This is a genomic window from Micromonospora sp. DSM 45708 (genome assembly GCF_039566955.1).
In the GTDB taxonomy this organism is placed as follows: domain Bacteria; phylum Actinomycetota; class Actinomycetes; order Mycobacteriales; family Micromonosporaceae; genus Micromonospora.
On record NZ_CP154796.1, the window covers coordinates 5348347 to 5364094 of the forward strand.

The 15748-nt window shown below is 71.4% G+C and carries 17 protein-coding genes; 6 read left to right on the forward strand and 11 right to left on the reverse strand.

Translation table 11 applies throughout. The features are described 5' to 3' along the window. Nucleotide 1: 1 nt before the first annotated feature. Entirely contained in the window at nt 2-226 is a 225-nt protein-coding gene (locus VKK44_RS22920) for a hypothetical protein (RefSeq protein WP_343443278.1), read from the reverse strand. A gap of 64 nt (nt 227-290) precedes the next feature. Beyond that, nucleotides 291-1571, reverse strand: a complete 1281-nt coding sequence (locus VKK44_RS22925; RefSeq protein ID WP_343443279.1) for an AAA family ATPase — start codon at nt 1569-1571, stop codon at nt 291-293. A gap of 168 nt (nt 1572-1739) precedes the next feature. Here VKK44_RS22925 and VKK44_RS22930 point away from each other — a divergent pair, with 168 nt between their 5' ends. Together VKK44_RS22930 and VKK44_RS22935 are read left to right on the forward strand one after the other, a co-directional pair. After that, a complete protein-coding gene (locus VKK44_RS22930) occupies nt 1740-3980 on the forward strand; it encodes a choice-of-anchor J domain-containing protein (protein ID WP_343443280.1) in 2241 nt (746 codons plus the stop codon). A gap of 74 nt (nt 3981-4054) precedes the next feature. Then, nucleotides 4055-4600, forward strand: coding sequence for a flavoprotein (locus VKK44_RS22935; RefSeq protein WP_343443281.1), 546 nt, complete (start codon nt 4055-4057; stop codon nt 4598-4600). Here VKK44_RS22935 and VKK44_RS22940 read toward each other — a convergent pair. From VKK44_RS22940 to VKK44_RS22960, 5 genes are all read right to left on the reverse strand, one after another. Next, nucleotides 4575-5345 carry a DUF6082 family protein gene (locus tag VKK44_RS22940; RefSeq protein ID WP_343443282.1) on the reverse strand — a complete coding sequence of 257 codons (771 nt, stop codon included), beginning with the start codon at nt 5343-5345 and terminating at the stop codon, nt 4575-4577. The two genes, VKK44_RS22935 and VKK44_RS22940, sit on opposite strands and share 26 nt — an antisense overlap. 34 nt (nt 5346-5379) lie before the next feature. Beyond that, entirely contained in the window at nt 5380-5958 is a 579-nt protein-coding gene (locus VKK44_RS22945; protein WP_343443283.1) for a DUF6879 family protein, read from the reverse strand. A 28-nt stretch (nt 5959-5986) separates the two neighbouring features. After that, nucleotides 5987-6262 carry a hypothetical protein gene (locus VKK44_RS22950; protein ID WP_458351557.1) on the reverse strand — a complete coding sequence of 92 codons (276 nt, stop codon included), beginning with the start codon at nt 6260-6262 and terminating at the stop codon, nt 5987-5989. Nucleotides 6263-6352: 90 nt separating this feature from the next. Further along, nucleotides 6353-6733: a GIY-YIG nuclease family protein gene (locus VKK44_RS22955; RefSeq protein ID WP_343443284.1), complete on the reverse strand. Its 381-nt coding sequence runs from the start codon at nt 6731-6733 to the stop codon at nt 6353-6355. Between the two features lie 53 nt (nt 6734-6786). Beyond that, nucleotides 6787-7710: an S-4TM family putative pore-forming effector gene (locus VKK44_RS22960; RefSeq protein WP_343443285.1), complete on the reverse strand. Its 924-nt coding sequence runs from the start codon at nt 7708-7710 to the stop codon at nt 6787-6789. 217 nt (nt 7711-7927) lie between these two features. On the opposite strand from VKK44_RS22960, the gene VKK44_RS22965 reads away from it, so the two are divergent. Further along, entirely contained in the window at nt 7928-10300 is a 2373-nt protein-coding gene (locus VKK44_RS22965; RefSeq protein WP_343443286.1) for a hypothetical protein, read from the forward strand. On the opposite strand, the gene VKK44_RS22970 is transcribed toward VKK44_RS22965, so the two are convergent. Then, nucleotides 10284-10772 carry a hypothetical protein gene (locus tag VKK44_RS22970; protein WP_343443287.1) on the reverse strand — a complete coding sequence of 163 codons (489 nt, stop codon included), beginning with the start codon at nt 10770-10772 and terminating at the stop codon, nt 10284-10286. The genes VKK44_RS22965 and VKK44_RS22970 overlap by 17 nt on opposite strands. A 219-nt stretch (nt 10773-10991) precedes the next feature. Then, nucleotides 10992-11981, reverse strand: a complete 990-nt coding sequence (locus tag VKK44_RS22975) for a ferredoxin reductase domain-containing protein (protein ID WP_343443288.1) — start codon at nt 11979-11981, stop codon at nt 10992-10994. Between the two features lie 467 nt (nt 11982-12448). On the opposite strand from VKK44_RS22975, the gene VKK44_RS22980 reads away from it, so the two are divergent. From VKK44_RS22980 to VKK44_RS22990, 3 genes are read left to right on the forward strand one after another with little or no spacing between them, the layout of a single operon-like run. Beyond that, on the forward strand, nt 12449-13873 hold the full coding sequence (locus tag VKK44_RS22980) for a helix-turn-helix domain-containing protein (protein WP_343443289.1): 1425 nt from the start codon (nt 12449-12451) through the stop codon (nt 13871-13873). A gap of 50 nt (nt 13874-13923) precedes the next feature. Then, nucleotides 13924-14424: a GNAT family N-acetyltransferase gene (locus VKK44_RS22985; RefSeq protein WP_343443290.1), complete on the forward strand. Its 501-nt coding sequence runs from the start codon at nt 13924-13926 to the stop codon at nt 14422-14424. 2 nt (nt 14425-14426) lie between these two features. Continuing rightward, nucleotides 14427-14624 (forward strand): hypothetical protein, encoded by a 198-nt coding sequence (locus VKK44_RS22990; protein WP_343443291.1) that lies wholly within the window; start codon nt 14427-14429, stop codon nt 14622-14624. Here the strand turns inward: VKK44_RS22990 and VKK44_RS22995 are convergent. Together VKK44_RS22995 and VKK44_RS23000 are read right to left on the reverse strand one after the other, a co-directional pair. Continuing rightward, the gene (locus VKK44_RS22995) at nt 14611-15159 is read right to left on the reverse strand and encodes a class IV adenylate cyclase (RefSeq protein WP_343447867.1); all 549 of its coding nucleotides are present in this window, start codon (nt 15157-15159) and stop codon (nt 14611-14613) included. The two genes, VKK44_RS22990 and VKK44_RS22995, sit on opposite strands and share 14 nt — an antisense overlap. 1 nt (nt 15160) lies before the next feature. Beyond that, nucleotides 15161-15673 (reverse strand): DUF1772 domain-containing protein, encoded by a 513-nt coding sequence (locus tag VKK44_RS23000; protein WP_343443292.1) that lies wholly within the window; start codon nt 15671-15673, stop codon nt 15161-15163. Nucleotides 15674-15748 lie beyond the last annotated feature (75 nt).

Here is a 15748-nt window from a genome sequence, read left to right on the forward strand (position 1 = left end):
GCTACGACGACGAGTAGCCCTCCTGGAAGCCCTCCATGAACGCCCCGGCGAACCCCGAGACCACGCACCCGGCACAGCAGAGGATCACCAGCAGCGCCGGCACCGCGACCCAGAGGACCGTCGTCCAGTCGATCCCGTCCTCCTCCGGCTGCGGCGGGTAGTACGCGGCGTACGGCGGCTGCTGCTGCTGGTACGGGTCCGGCTGGTACGGGTCGTGAGGATGCATCCGGACATCGTGCCCACCGCCCGCCCCCGCCGGAAGATCCGAACGGACCACCCCCGCCGGTGTTTCAGGCCCGGTGCGCGTCGAGGTGGGTGAGCACGGTCTGGTTGGCCTCCCACCCGTCCGGGAACTTCACCGGCACGTCCAGGTGCACCCGCTCGGTCGACGGGTACGCGTCGAGCAGCTCGCCGATGCCGGCCCGGGCCACCACCACGCAGGCGTGCCGGTGCCGGGACGCCAGCACGCAGAGCCGCCCCGACTCCAGGTGGAACGCGGTCGCGTCGCGCCGGCCGGAGAGCGGGTGCAGCACGATCGTCACGTCGTACTCCCGGCCCTGGAGCCGGTTGGCGGTGTCCACCGTGATGCCCGCGCCGGCCGCGCCCAGCCGGGCCCGGATGGCCGCGGCCTGGTCACGGTGCGCGGCCCCGACGGCGATCCGGTCCGCGGTCACCGGCGCGCCGCCGGGCGCCGCCTCGCTGACCGCTACCGCGCCGCGCCGCAACACCCGCAGCGCCAGCTCCGCGCAGGCCGCGGCGGCCTCGGCATCGGTACGCACGGTGTGCCGCGCCGGCAGCTCGTGCAACGCCCACCCGGTCGCGGCGGCCAGCTCGACCGAGGCGTCGTAGCCGTCGCCCGGACCGGCCTCGGTGAACGCCAACGCCCGGTCGGCCGGGCCGGTGCCGGCGCGGAACCCGGTGAACGGGTAGAACGCGGCGGACACCACCGGCGCGGCGGAAGCGGGCAGCCGCCACGACACCGGCAGCCGGTGCACCGGCAGCTCCGGGTTGTGCCGCAGCAGCGTGGCCACCGCCGACTGCATCGGATCCCAGGTCAGGCCGGTCCAACGGGTCGTCTCGACGGCGGAGAACGGGTCGAGCTGCCCGGGGTCGCCGACGAACAGCGCCCGCTCGAACCGCCCGGCCACGCGCAGCAGCGCGTCCGCCCGCATCTGGTACGCCTCGTCCACGATCGCCCACGGCCAGGAACCCTCGGGCACGGTGGCCCACTTGGCCGCCGTACCGATGGTGACGGCCGGGCCGCCGAGGTCGGCGACCTTCGCCGCGACCCGGACCGTCCCGTGGCCCGTCACCCGCTCGCTGGGCCGGTAGTCGGCTGCGGAGAGCCGACCGATCCGCAGCTCGGGCGCCCGGCGGGCGAGCCGGTCGATGAGATCGTCCACCTGCTCGTTGGTCTGCGCCACGATCATCAGCGGGTCCCCGGTGACGGCCAGTTCGTCGGCCGCGCGGACCACCAGCGTGGACTTCCCCGCCCCGGGCGGCGAGTCGACGACCACGCCCCGGTGGCTCCCCTCGCGCACATCACGCAGCACACTCTCGACGACCTGCAAGGCGCGGCCCCTTCTTAACGGATTCGGCAGCGGCGGGGCCCCTTCTTAACACGTTCAACTGGTTGCCAAAGGCAACAGTGTGGCGTACGAACGACGGTGAATGTCTCTCCGGCGCATGCGACGGTGACCCCCGTCGGCCGGATTCCGCACACCCGACAAGGGGGGCCAATGGCACGCAGCCGGATCGCCGGTACCGCAGCCATCGCACTCGTCCTACCGTTCCTCGGCGTCCTGCCCGCGACGGCCGCGTCGGCCGCGCCCGCCCAGGCCGCACCCGCCCAGGCCGTACCCGGCAAGGCCAAGCCGGCCACCGACGACACCCGCGAGCTGACCCGCAAGGACTTCACGCTCGACGGCAAGCCGGTCAAGACCCCGGCCCGCTACCAGAAGCGCGCCCAGGCCCGCTCGGCCGCCCCGGCGGCGGGCCCGACCCCGCAGGTCGGCACCGTCCGGCAGTGGCTCGGCATGGACGACTTCCAGGGCAGCTACTACCGCAAGGACTACACGCTGCGCGGCGTCGGCGACAACGTCGAGGTGTGGGTCGCCAACGACATCTCGTTCCCGGCCGACGACTGCCGCAACCAGATCCCCACGTCGACGCAGATCACCGACGCGCAGGTGCAGAGCTTCGTGCACGAGTTCGACACGAACATGTACCCGAAGGAGACGGTGGCGTTCAGCCGGCCGCCGGACCGCGACGGCAGCAACGCGTTGCTCGGCCCGGACGCCCAGGGCAACGGCGGCGACTACACCGGCGGCGGCAACAAGACGGTCACCCTGATCGACAACGTCCGGGACGACAACTACTACGAGTTCCCGGCCGCGCCGACCTACATCGCCGGCTTCTTCTCGGCGCAGCTCAACGAGCTGTTCGACCGCAACGTGATGACCGTCGACGCGTTCGACTGGCTGCACCGCACCGGCGCGAACCCGCCGGACGAGCCGACCGGCGACCTGTGCACCAGCCGTCCGGCCCGCCCGTTCAGCTACGAGGGCACGTTCGCCCACGAGTGGCAGCACCTGGCGCACTACTACAGCGACCCGTTCGAGACGACCTGGATGAACGAGGGCCTGTCCGACTTCGCGCAGACGCTCACCGGGTACGTGGACACGAAGGCCACCGTCTTCGACCGGGGCGCGGACAGCCACCTCTACTGCCAGCAGGGCTTCGGCACGGTGCAGACGCCGTACAACGCGAACCCGCGCGACTGCGGCGGCCCGGAGAACTCGCTGAACCTGTGGGGCGAGAGCCCGAACCCGAACGCGGTGCTCGCCGACTACGGCAACGCGTACGCGTTCATCCAGTTCCTGTACGACCGCTACGGCAACGACATCGTGCACCGGCTGCACAACGACGCCGACCTCCAGGGGCTGGCCAGCCTGGACGCGGCGCTCAAGGCCGAGGGCGCGAAGAACATGTACCAGGTGATCCACGACTACCAGACCATGACGCTGGTCGACAAGATCGTCGGGGAGTCGCGGACCGGCATCATGCTCGGCGTACCGAAGAGCCGGGTGACCACGAAGAGCCTCCGCTCCACCGTCAACCTGGCCAACCCGGCCGCGTACGCCACGCCCGGCGCGGCGCCCAACGGCGCCGACTACGTCCCGCTGGCGAAGGCCGACGGCACCCTGCTGCGCGGCCGTGACCTGCGGTCGCTGTCGTTCCAGGGCGCGAAGACGCTGCCGTCGCTGCCGCTGGCCTGGACCGTCGTCACCACCGACCCGGACCGCGCCGGCAACCCGGTGCTGTTCTCCGGCAACGCCGACAACACCGACGCCGCCGCGGTCACCCCGGTCACCGTGCCGACCGCCGACCCGACGCTGCGCTTCCTCGCCAAGTACGGCGCGGAGGTCGGCTTCGACTACGGCTACGTGGTCGTCTCCACCGACGGCGGCGCCACCTACACGGCGGTCGCCGGCGACCGGACCACCGACGGCCCGCTCGGCCCGGCGCTCAACGGCACCACCGACGGCTTCGAGCCGCACAGCTTCGACCTGTCCGCGTACGCCGGCAAGAACATCCTGCTCGGCTTCCGCTACGTCAGCGACGGCGGCGTCAACGAGGGCGGCCTGCTCGTCGACGACATCACGCTCGGCGGCACCACGGTCAGCGACGGCAGCAGCCTCGCCGCGTTCGACTCGCCCACCGAGATCAAGCCGATCGCCGTGCACAACTGGAACGTGCGGCTCATCGGCCTGGACGAGAAGCACTCGCTGGCCTGGCAGTTCGAGTTCGACGGAAAGTCGAGCCTGACGCTCAACCGGGCGCAGCTCGCGCTGCTCGCACTCTTCCCGAAGGTGGTCGCCGTGGTCGCCTACGACGAGCCCACCGAGCAGGTCCAGCAGTACGCCCCGTACACGCTCACGGTGAACGGGGTGACCCAGAAGGGCGGCGCGTCCTCCTGACGCCCGCGACGACGACCCGCCCGAGCGCCGCAACGGTGCTCGGGCGGGGCCGTTTCCGGGTAAGACTTGCGGCCATGAGTGACGCGCCGGTGCTCCACCTCGTCGTCTGCGCCGCTCCCCCGGCCCAACGGATCGGCGAACTCGCCGACCTGCTGGCCGCCGACGGTTGGCGGGTCTGCCTGATCGCCACCCCGGTCGCGGGGAGCTGGCTCGACCGCGACGCGCTCGCCGCGCAGACCGGTCATCCGGTACGCGTCGAGTGGCGCCGCCCCGGTGACCCCGAGCCGCACCCGCCCGCCGACGCCGCCGCGGTCGTGCCGGCCACGTTCAACACGCTGAACAAGTGGGCGGCCGGCGCGAGCGACACGTTGGCGCTGGGCATCCTCAACGAGTTGCTCGGCACCGGGCTGCCGATCCACGTCTTCCCCCGGGTCAACGCCGCGCTGTCGGCGCATCCCGCCTATGAGCCGAACCTGCGGCGGTTGCGGGAGGCGGGGGTGGTGGTGCACGACGGGGACGTGCTGCGGTCACCGGACGAGATGACGCCGAGCCGGTGGGCGGCCGTGGTCGACGCGCTGCGCGCGGCCCGCCCCGCTACCGCGAACCCCGACGAGCGGTGAGCCGCCGCAGCAGGTAGTGAGCGGCGAATACCGCTCCCCCGCCGAGTACGGCACCTCTCACGAGGTAGACAGCGGGACGGTGCGGCTCCGGCTCGCTCGGCTCCGGCACGGCACGCGCCGCGTCGGCTGCCGGGCCCGTCGCGACGGCCATCTGGTAGCGCCGGTCCATGACCAGAGTGAAGCGGCGGGCCCGACGCGACGTCTCGGCCTTCATGCGCGGGCCCCTCGCCTCCGCCCAGAAGCGCCGCCCGGCGGTGCCCTTGAAGAACTGGTCGGCCAGCACCTCCAGGTGGGGTTCGCTGAGCGCGTCGACCTCCCACATGAGCTGCCAGTGGGTGACGATCAGATTGCTGTAGACGTGCTTGCGGAACCAGCGCAGATCCGTCGACTCCTCGATCGGGCCCCAGCACTCCAGCAGCCCGGGGTCGTCGATGGCCATCTTGAGCAGGTCCGTGTGGAGGGCGCGAAGCGTCTGCTCGCGCGCCGCCTTGGCCTCCCGCGCCTGCACGATCAAGGAGGCGACCACGCCGATCAGCGCAAGCGCGGCGAGGATGGCGGAGGCGGCACCATAGGCCTGGCCGACGTTGCCGAGCAGCGGCCAGTCGTAGCCGGGACGGTCACCGATCCAGAGCAGGCCAATCGGCGTGAGGAGCACGGCGGCGAGAACGGCGAGCACCGCGAGCAGCAGCGCGGTTGGCGCCGCCGATCGACGGGCCAGGCCGGTGACCATCCGCAGTCGGGGCACGCCTGCCTCCACGGTCGCTGGTGCGGGCAGGCTACTACAGGTGGGCGGTGGAGGGTTTTCGGCCGTCGACCTCCCGACGGAAGAACGACTCGAACGGCTCGGCCTGATCGAGCATCGCCAGAATCTGGGACTTGCAGCCCTCGACGACTCGGGGTTCGACGACCTTGGCCGCGCCGACCGGAAGCCCCGTCTCGTCGTACCGGACGTCGTAGACGGCCCGGCTGCCGGCCACCATCAGCTCGGGAACCCGGCCGTGCTCCTGCTCCGACTCTGTAACGGCATCCGCGTCGAGCACGCGGATCTGCTCCCCCGCCTCGGCGCGGAAGCGGAGGAAGTTCAGCTCCCAGATCAGGTACGGCGTGAGAGGAAGCTCCACGATCCGCAGGCGGTGCAGACCAGAGCCCTGTCCGCCGAGGCGGGCGAAGAACTGAGCCAGGTCGGGATTCGGCTGGGCGGCGATCCGCAGCGCTTCATCCCATCGACCGGCTGCGAACGCCTCCCAACTGGGGCTGCCCGGCTCACGGAACGTCTGGGCCCGTTCGGTCTTCAGGATCACCCCGTCCACGGTCTCCACCGTGGCGTAGAAGTCGGCCTCGTACTCGGGGAGGCTCATCCGTTGAGCGGACGCCGTCCGCAGCAGGTCACGCATCCGGGATGTCCGGCTTGGCGGCCCGGATCATGCTGCGCGGAATGACGACCAGTCGCTCGTCAGGACCGACGCTGACGCCCTCCGGCAGACGCCCGTCGTAGGCGGTGGTGAGGTCGCGGCCGATGACTGCCACGTCACCGTTGGAGAGTTCCCAGATGTCGGGGCAGGTGGTCGTGCCGCCGCTCTCGCCCAGTTCGGCGGCGGATCGTCCGAGGCGACGGGCGAACGTGGCAGCAGGTTCCGCTTCCCATCGACCAACCATCATCAACTCCTCAGAGTCACGAGTCGAGCACTCAGAATAGCCAGAGTGAAATCGGTGACGCCTTCGAGTTTCGCGAACTGAAGTGAATCTCCAACATCAGCGAGAGCGTGGCACCCGACGGTTGAAGCGGGGACGCAGCGCCAGCACCAGCGCTTCCTTCGTACCCTCGGGGTTGTCGGTCTCCTGCCAGCGGACCTCGCACCGCCCCAGCCACCCGGCGATGTCGTCGCGGGTCGCGGCGCGGCCCGGTGTGTCGAGGAGCTGGCCGACCTGGTCGTGCAGCACCGACGAGTCGCGGTTGCCGGTGAGGTGCTGTCGCAGCCGGGCGCGCAGGTTGCCGGTGTGGCCGACGTAGGCGACCACACCGCCGTCGAGCACCAGGTGCACGCCGGGGGCGGCGGGCGCGTCGGCGACGACATCCTTGGTGTACGCCCGGGCCGGCGTGAACCCGGCCAGCGGGTCTTCGGTGTGCGGCATCCGGGGAGGGTACCGACGTCGGGGGCACTGTGCGGCCCCGCGTGACGGCGTGCTCACCCGTCGAGCCGCGCCGCCGGCGACGGTGTGTGCAGCGCCTGGCCGAGACCGGCCATCGTGGACTGGAAGTCGACCCGGTCCGCGGCGTGGAACCGCCGGAAGAACCAGTTCGGCACGCGGGGCTGGGTGCAGCGGGTGTGGAAGAGCAGATCCTGCACCTGGCGGGCCACGGTGAGCAGGTCACCGGCGTCAGCGGCCGGGTCGCGGACGGCCGAGGCGATGTGACCCTCGACGATGGTCATGGCCCGGTCGCGTTCGACCGCGATCTCGCGCTGCCCCCGGTAGATCTCGACGCCGAGCAGCAGCGCGCCGAGCGACGGCACGAACCAGGCGAGCAGCAGGTGTGCCACGGTCAGGCCGGCGAGCACTCCGTAGCCGACGCCGATCACCGCCCAGGTCGCCACCGCGACGAGCACGGTGTACGCGTAGCGGCGGCGCAGCCGGGCGCCCCAGCCGAGGCTCTGCTGCTGGCAGGCGAGGACGTCGTAGGGCGCGGGCAGTTCCGGGATCTCGTAGTAGTCGCGCAGGTAGCGCTCGGTGCCCCGGAACGCGCGGTCGAGTCGGCTGATCTCGTGCGCGGCGACCCGGTCACCGGCCGCGACCTCGTTCCAGCGCAGGCGGAACAGGTCGACGTCGAACATCTCCTGGATGGTGGCGGCCCGCCGGAGCTGCCCGCGTGACCAGGAGGCGAGCCCGAGCGCGTTGACCACGGCCCAGAGCGCGCCGAGCGCGGTGACGGCGGTGGCCGACACGCCGGTGAACGCGACCGTCGCACCGGCGCCGGCGATCACGACGGAGACCGATGTCCGTAGCGCGTCGAGGCGTTGGGCGCGGGAGTGGCAGACGGACATGGCCCGCAGCAGCGACATCATGGTCGGGTCGACCTGACGCCTGAGCAGGGAATCAGTCCGGTCCGTCACGTCAACCTCCCGGTCCGCCGAGCCGATCGTACATCCACCTTGCTAGATGTCACCGTGCGCTTTTTGATCACATCATAACGTGATCATTGAACTACCGATAAGTACGGTTTCGTACTGAGCCGTGAGTTAGCGAACACTTCGTCAGATTTCCTGTACCTTGAGCCGGCACTCAAAGTTCCGACCACATCCCTCATCACCAGAGAGCTCAACGACCCCGATGGACGAAGGTCTCGATGCCACACCGGCGTGGCTCCGGCAGGACCCGCTCGTGCTGGCGGCACTGCCGGAGTGGGCGGCCGGCCAGGGCGGCACCGCGGTGGTGCTGCCGCAGGACGAACCCCTCCGTGGATACACCGGCGCGTACCTGTTCACCATCAGTTTGGTGAGCCCCACCGGCCCGGGGCTCACCAAGGATCACAAGAAGCTGGTCAAGGTGCACCCGGCGGGTGGGAACGGATCACCCGAGTCCGGCCGGCACGCCCTGGCGAAGGCGGAGGGAGGCGGCTTCGCCAAGCGGCACATGGTCAAGGAGCACCACGGCTGGCACCGGCTGCCCGACGGCCGTCACCTGTCCTTCCAGGACGTCGCCAACGGCGGTGACCCGGTGGTCGCCCTGGACGAGATCGAGGACGACGACCTCCTCGTCACGGCGTACCGGAAGGTGCTCACCGCCCTGCTGACGGCCTGGAACCCGCCGACCGGCAGGGGCGGGCCGTCGACCGCCTCCACCACGGTGCGCGGGTACGTCCGTCGGGAGTTGACGGTGGCGAGGTCACTGGAGGCGGTCCGCCCGGCCGCCGACCAGCTCGGGCTCGGCGATCTGGCCGGGGACTGGCTGGACATCGACGGCAGGTTGCTGCCCAACCCGCTTCGGCTGGCCGAACCGGGCGGGCTCTTCGGCGACCTCCCGATCCGCTACCTGCGGGGTCGGAGCCACGGTGACCTGCACGGCGGGAACCTGCTGATCCCGGCGACCGTCGACGGCACCCCCCGCCCGAGCACGTTCTGCATGATCGACCTGGAGTCGTACGAGAGTTGGGCGCCACTGACCCGCGACCCGAGCGCCCTGCTGATGTCCATGGTCCTGCGGTGGGTGGCACCGCGGCCCGGCCCGGACGGGGCGTGGCCGCTCGGCCTGCCGACCCGGCAGGCCGAGCCGCTCCTGCGCTACCTGGTCCGGCCGGACCAGTCGCCGCCGAGCCAACTGCCGCGTGCGCTGGCCGACGTCGTACGGCTCCATCACGAGGCCGGGATGGCGTACGCCGAGCACGGCAACTGGCGCCCGGAGTGGCGCACGCCGCACCGGCTGTCGCTGGCCGCTCACGCGCTCGCCGCCACCACCTACGACAACGTGCGGACGGACGCCGCCCAATGGTGCTTCCGACTGGCCGCGCACCTCGTGGAGGCGCATCGCGAGGAGCACCACCGGAAGGCGACGACGCCGGCGTCCGGTGTGCCGTCGCCCCGGCCGCCCGACACGTCCCGGCCCCGGGTCAACGCGCCCGCCTGGTACCTGCTTCCCGGCGAGGGGCCCGATCCGGGCACCCCGGGGCACCGAGCCAAGCCGGCTCAACCCCGTAACGCGGTCCCCGCCGTCGACCCGGGCCACACCGGACGAGTGCCCCGTGCGCGCAGCCGGAATGTCCTGGCGGACCGGACCGGCGGGCGGTGGCGCGCACGCGTCAGGCGGCCACCGGCCGACCCGGCCGGCAACGGTGGCCGGCGTCGGTTCATGGTCCCGGTGACCCTCGTCGTGCTCGGCACCAGCCTCCTGCCGTTGATGGCGGCGGAAGGCAGGTCGGACCGGCGCATCCAGCCACCGGTCGCACCGTCCAACCGGACCGAGACGCCGCCGACCAGCCGCGACGACGACCGTGCGCGCACGCCGGTCGGCCCGGGCGTGCAGCTCGACCGGATCGCCGCCCGGGTGGCGCAGCGGCAGGAGCCGCCGAGCCGGGGACGGTACGCCCACATCTGCCTGCGGGTGTGGTCACCTGACGACCTCAGGCCGCACTCGGACAAGCCGGAACGGTTCCGGGAGGAGCGGCTCTGGTGGACCCGGGAGGGCACCGGCCGGCGCACCGTCCAGGCCGCCGACAACGGCCGGCGGTCCCGGGCGAAGGTCTCCCCGCTCGGCCCGAGCGACCTGACCGACGTGCCGCCGGCACCGTCGGCCGATCTGGTCGAGCTACGCGCGCAGGTCGCCAGCCTGCTGGCCGGCCGGCCACCGGAGCTGCGGAACGCGGCCGGTCTGCTGGAAGTGGTCGCTGAGATGTACCGGTTCTGGCCGCTCTCGGTGCCGCAGCGGGTGGCGCTGCTGCGGCTGCTCGCCGGGACCGAGGGCATCATCGACAGTGGCAGCTACCCCGACCGCGCCGGCCGGGACGGGTACGCGATCAGCGCGCAGAACGGTGAGGGCCAACAGGAGACGCTCCAGTTCGACGAAAAGACCGGCCGGCTGCTCAGCCACGAGAAGATCGGTGCCGGCAACGAGACGCTCGCGTCCTACCTGTTCCTGGACAGCGGGCGCGTCAACTCCATCCTCGACAAGCCCTGCGCCGACCCGAAGCCGTCTAACAGGGACGGTTGACGTAGTTGGCCCAGTCACGGTAGGGCGCGGCGTCGGCACGAACCCGGTTGCCGGCGCCGACGCTGAACAGCGCGGTGCTGTTGTAGTAGAACGTGACCGATCCGCTGGACAGGTTGTAGTGCGCGGACGCCACCCGGAACTGCCACTGCCAGGTCGCGAGGTTCTGCCGACCACAGTCGGAGAGCTTGCCCCGGGGATAGCCGAAGTTGGGCCGGTCGTAGAAGCAGTACCAGCCCCACGGGCAGTCGGCCAGCGCGTAGGTGCCGACGGGTGCGCGCAGCGTGACCAGCACCGCGCCGTCGCCGTAGCTGATCTCGTTGGCGCTCACCGGCACCCCACCCGGATGCGCCGCCAGGTAGTCGGTCATCTCGCGCTTCGCCGCCGCCATCCCCGGCGCGGGCACCCCTAAAATGATCAGGAAACCGCCGAGGAGAGCGGCCAGACCCATTCGGTACGCACGCGGAAACGCCATTCCACACCCCCGCTGGACATTGATGAATCCCTCCGTCCAACCAGAATAGGAAGGCATCTTCCCTGATCACCAGGGGTCGCGACCGGCACACCCTGTCGCCATGCCGATATTTCCGCCGCCGCCCACGTGGAATTTCCAGCGTCGATTCTTTCCGACTGCCAATTGCGGACTGCACTTTCGGCACGTCAATTCCCGACGTTCACCATGCGTGGCCGGTGGTCACCGCTGCCCGAGCGTCGGCAGGTGCAGGCGGTCGGCGGGGACGCCGGCGATGGGCAGCCAGCGGCGGGCGGCGGCGAGCATGGCGGGCGGCCCGCACGCGTACACGTGCTGGCCGGGCCGGTGATGGTGGATCGCCAGGCCGATCGCGGTGCCCTGCTCACCCGGCTCGGCCTCCGGGTCGTCGGAGAACGCCGGCACGATGGTCAGCCAGTCCTGGGCCTGTTGCAGCTTGTCCAACGCGATCGCGTCGTACACGTCGGCGAACGTGCGCGCGCCGACGATCAGCGTCACCCGCCGGCCGGCCGGTGTGGCGGCAACGTGCTCCACCAGGGCGCGCAGCGGCGCCAGGCCGGTGCCGCCGGCCACCAGCAGCAGATCGTCGTCCCCGTCGGCCAGCTCCAGCCCGGAGTCGGCCGGCGCGCCGAGGTGGAGCGGCTCGCCGACGCGTACCCGATGGACCAGGCTGCTGGAGACGGACCCGACGGCGCGTACGTGGAACTCGACGGTGCCGTCCGGGCGGGGCGCGTTGGCCGGGGACAGCCACCGCCACCGTCCCGGGTGGCGGGGCGTGCACACCGGGACCGCCTGACCGGGTCGGTGGGGCAGCCGCCGCCACGGTCGTACCGTCATTGTCGCGACGCCCTCGGCGGCGCGGTCGTGGTCGACCACCTCGACCGGCCACCAGGCCGGCCCGTCGCCCAGCCGGGCCGCGGTCCGCTCGACCAGCCGCCACGCCCGCCACCACCGCACGCCCGGCGCGGCCAGCAGCGCGCCGCCGATCGCCGCCGCGTGCCAGGGCCGCCACCCCAGACTCCGGTACGCGCCACCCAGCACCCGCAGCAACGCCAGCCGCGCGGCCCGGTCGTCACCGCCACCGTTCAGCAGGCGCAGCAGGGAGGCGTGCAGCAGCGCCGCGTCCCGCTCCGGCAGTAACCCCGGACAGCGAGCCTCCACCGCCGCCCAGAACCTGAGGGCCTCGTCGGTCACGGGAGCTGTCCCGCGCCGGCGTGCTCTCTGGCGTGTTCCGGACGACGCGGGTGCGAGGTGCGCCCGCGGCGGCCCGGGGGCCGACTTTCGGGCACCTGGACGCGCACGTGCGCCGGGTCTGGAGCGGTGAGCGGGGTGGACATCGGTGGGCGCCTCCGGGGTCGGGGGTTCGTGGAGCGACGCCGGGGCGGGCGGGAGCGGCGGATGAGCCGCGATCGGGTGGCGCGGCACCGCCGGAGCCAGCACCCGCCCCGGGCCGTGCACCGAATCTGGCCCTTGGCAGCCGGTGGTGGCATTCCGTGTTGATCCTCAAAGCCATACACGTGGGGTATGCAGCCGGTGACGGATCGCGTCACCGTCGGTGCGGGTCATCGGTATGCGTGGCATGCATACCGGCACGCCGCGGAACGGTTTGAATGGTTAGGCTCGATTTCGGACGCAGCTACCCGCGACAAGCGAGGTTGCCGGTGACACACGCGAACTGTCCCCGCTGCGGCGGACGCCTGGCGCGCGACAACGACAGCGGCCGGTGCGCGCCGTGCCAGGCGGCCGAGCGGGACCGACTGAGCGCGCCGCCGGTGGTGCCGGAGTCGTTCTGGGAACACGAGCCGGTGCGGCAGGCGCTCACGTCGCGGCACCTGGGGACGGTCATCCGCGCGTACCGGCACCACCCGTACCACGGTCGGAATCCGCTGCCGCAGAGCGTCGTCTCGGGATGGCTGGGGATCACGCAGGCCCAGTTGAGCCGGATCGAGAACGGACCGGCGCTGGTGCACCTGGACCGGCTGGCGCACTGGGCCTCGATGCTGGGAATCCCGCCGACACGTCTCTGGTTCGCTCTACCCGGCCAGCCGGCACCCACACTGGTGTCCGGCGCATGCGTCGAAGAAGGTGGTCCTACGAAACGCCGTCAATTCCACGCGCTGGCCGCGCTGGCCGGCATCCAGGCCAGCACCGGCCTTGACCTGCTGACGGTGAGCACCGAGCCACCGCCGAGCCTCGGCATGGAACAGGTGCGGTACGCGGCCTCGCTCGTGGACCAGTTCCGCTCCGCGGATGCCGCCGTGGGCGCGGACGCGCTCTGCGACATCGCCATGCAGGTACACCAGCGACTGTCCGCCTGGGCAGAGCACGCCGATTACAGCCGGTCGGTGGGCGAGGCGCTGCAAAGCGCGCTGGCGCATCTGGCGATCCAGGCAGCCTGGTTAGCCATCGACGCGGACCGCCGCGCCGAGGCGAGGCCCTACCTGAACGAGGCCATCGCGCGGGCGCGCATCGCCGACGATGCCCGTGTCGAGGTGCGTGCCCTTGCCTGCATGTCCCTGCTGCTCCGCGAGGACCGGCCGGTCGAAGCGTTGCACTGCGCCGAGGCGGCATTGCGAACGGCCGCCGGCTGGACCACACCGCGCCTGACCACTCTGCTTCACCTTCGTTCTGCTCACGCCCACGCCATCCTCCGGGACACGTTCGGATTCGAGCGGGAGATGACCAACGCACGCCGGGCATTCGAAGGGGGCAGCCACGAGGACGACCTGCCCTTCATCTCGTTCGTGACCGAGCACGAGGTCACGGCCATCACCGGGCTCTCATATCTTGCCCTCGACCGGCCGGAACGGGCCGCGTCCTGTTTTCGGGCGATCACCGCCAGCCCGGCCGATGCGTACCGGCGCAACCGGGTCTACTCCACGGCACAGCTCGCCCGCGCTTCGGGACGGCAGGGTGATGTGCCCGGCGCGGCCCGCGCCGCGTTGGCAGTGCTGCCTGAGCTTCAGGCCGTGCGTTCAGGGCGGACGCTACGCGTGCTCGCCGAGGTGCGGTCCAGCCTCGACGCGCACCGCGCGGTGCCGGAAGCCCGCCAGTTCATCGACGTCTACGAAGGGACGATGGCCTGATGGTGGAGAACCTGCGGCTACGCCACCACACGGCCATACAGGCAGAGCGCATGCTGGGCCATCTCGTGGACGTGTATCTCGACGCACACGCCGACGACGGACCGCGCTACACGGCCGAGCGGTACGAGCAGCAGCTCGCGGCGCACATGCCCCGCCAGGGATGGACGGTGGTGACGGCGTCGATCGGTGACGGGTTGGTGGGGTACATCTACGGGTTCCCGCTGGACGCGGACACCCGGTGGTGGGAGGGGATCGAAGGGCCGGTGCCGGACGGCTTCACGGAGGAGAACGGTCGCCGGACGTTCGGCGTCGCCGAGTTGCTGGTGCGACGCGCCTGGCAGCGCCGGGGGATCGCGCGCGCCCTGCACGACGAGCTGCTGAGCGACCGTCGAGAAGAACGCGCCACGTTGCTCGTCCGGCCGGACAACGCTGCCGCCCAGCATGCGTACGACTCCTGGGGATGGCAGATGGCCGGGCGGCTCAGACCCACCCGGCACGACGCGCCGTTGTTCGATGTCCGCACGAAATCAATCGTGCCGAGCATCGCTTAGGCATGGCCGATACGCGCATCCGCTGGTACGGGATGGTGTCGAAGACTGGGGCCGGCTTCCGGCTGCACCTGCACGACGTGGGAGAGCAGCCCCCGGACCAGGTCGCTGCCGCATTGCTCGCCGAGGTGCGGCGGCTTCTTCCCGAGGCGTCAACCCCTCAGACCACGACCGCCGACGCCGCCCTGATCAGCGAGTCGTAGGTTGTGCCGTGCTGCGTTCCAGCTCGACCCCCAGCGAGCGGGCGAACCCATCCAGCTCCGCCTGCACCTGCGGCGCCGGCCGACCGTCACCGACCATCGCCTCGATCTCGAAGAAGGCACCGAGCCCGTCCACCTCGTCGAGGCAGAGCACCATGTCACCGAGTCGGGCGGTGCGACGGTTCTTCGCGATCCGTACCGTCGGGTGGAAGCCCATCGCCAGGATCGCCGCGTGCATCTCGCTGCGGCCGAGCACCTCGGTTTCGTGTTCCTGGCAGGCCAGCTCGTTGTCGAGCGGTGTCTTGACGCAGAACAGATGCCGACCGTCCTGGGTGCGCAGCCGGGCGAAGGTTCTGCCCTGTTTGCTCTGCCCGTAGTCCCAGTCGTTGGCAGCGTAGGCCTGGTCGTCCTGGCGTGATGCTGCCGAGAAGGCGACTCCCCTGGCGGCCAGCGCCCGGATCAGGGCGTCGGGCTCCGCGACCCGGTACTTGACCTCGATCTCCCGGATGCCGTCGCCCCGATGCCGCCGACGCCGCAGGTCAGCCGCGTTGACGCGCCGACGCGGTCGAGCGGACGAACCGCAGCAGCGCGACGAACGCCAACCCGGCCGTCACCGCCCCACCCGCGAACCGCACCCAGTGGCCGGCGACGAACTCCGAGGCCACCTGCCGCAGGTATTCCGGCGAGTGCGTCCCCGGCGGGTCCACGAACATGATTTCGTTGCGCGGCCAGAAGAACACCGCGGAGAACAGGAACTCGCAGCCGAGGAAGACGACGGTGGCACCCGCCACCCACCAGCGCAGCCGGCGGTCGCGCCAGGTGAGCAGCGTCGCGGCGAGGCTGCTCAGCACCACTGTCGCGCCCAGCGGCGGGAAGTAGTCGTGCGGGCCGCCGTCGATCAGGAACGCGCGGGCGCGGTCGAGCGAGGCGGGCGGGTCGTTGAAGATGTTCGGGTAGAGCATGACGGTCTCGGCGGCGACGCCGCCGAACGACATCATCGCCGCCCAGACCATCACGATCAGCGCGAGCCACGTCAGTTTGGTGCGGGACACGATGGTTTCTCCTCATCGAAAGGGGACGCTGCCGACGCTACGGCGGCGATCGTCGGCCGTCGTCCGCGCAGCGGC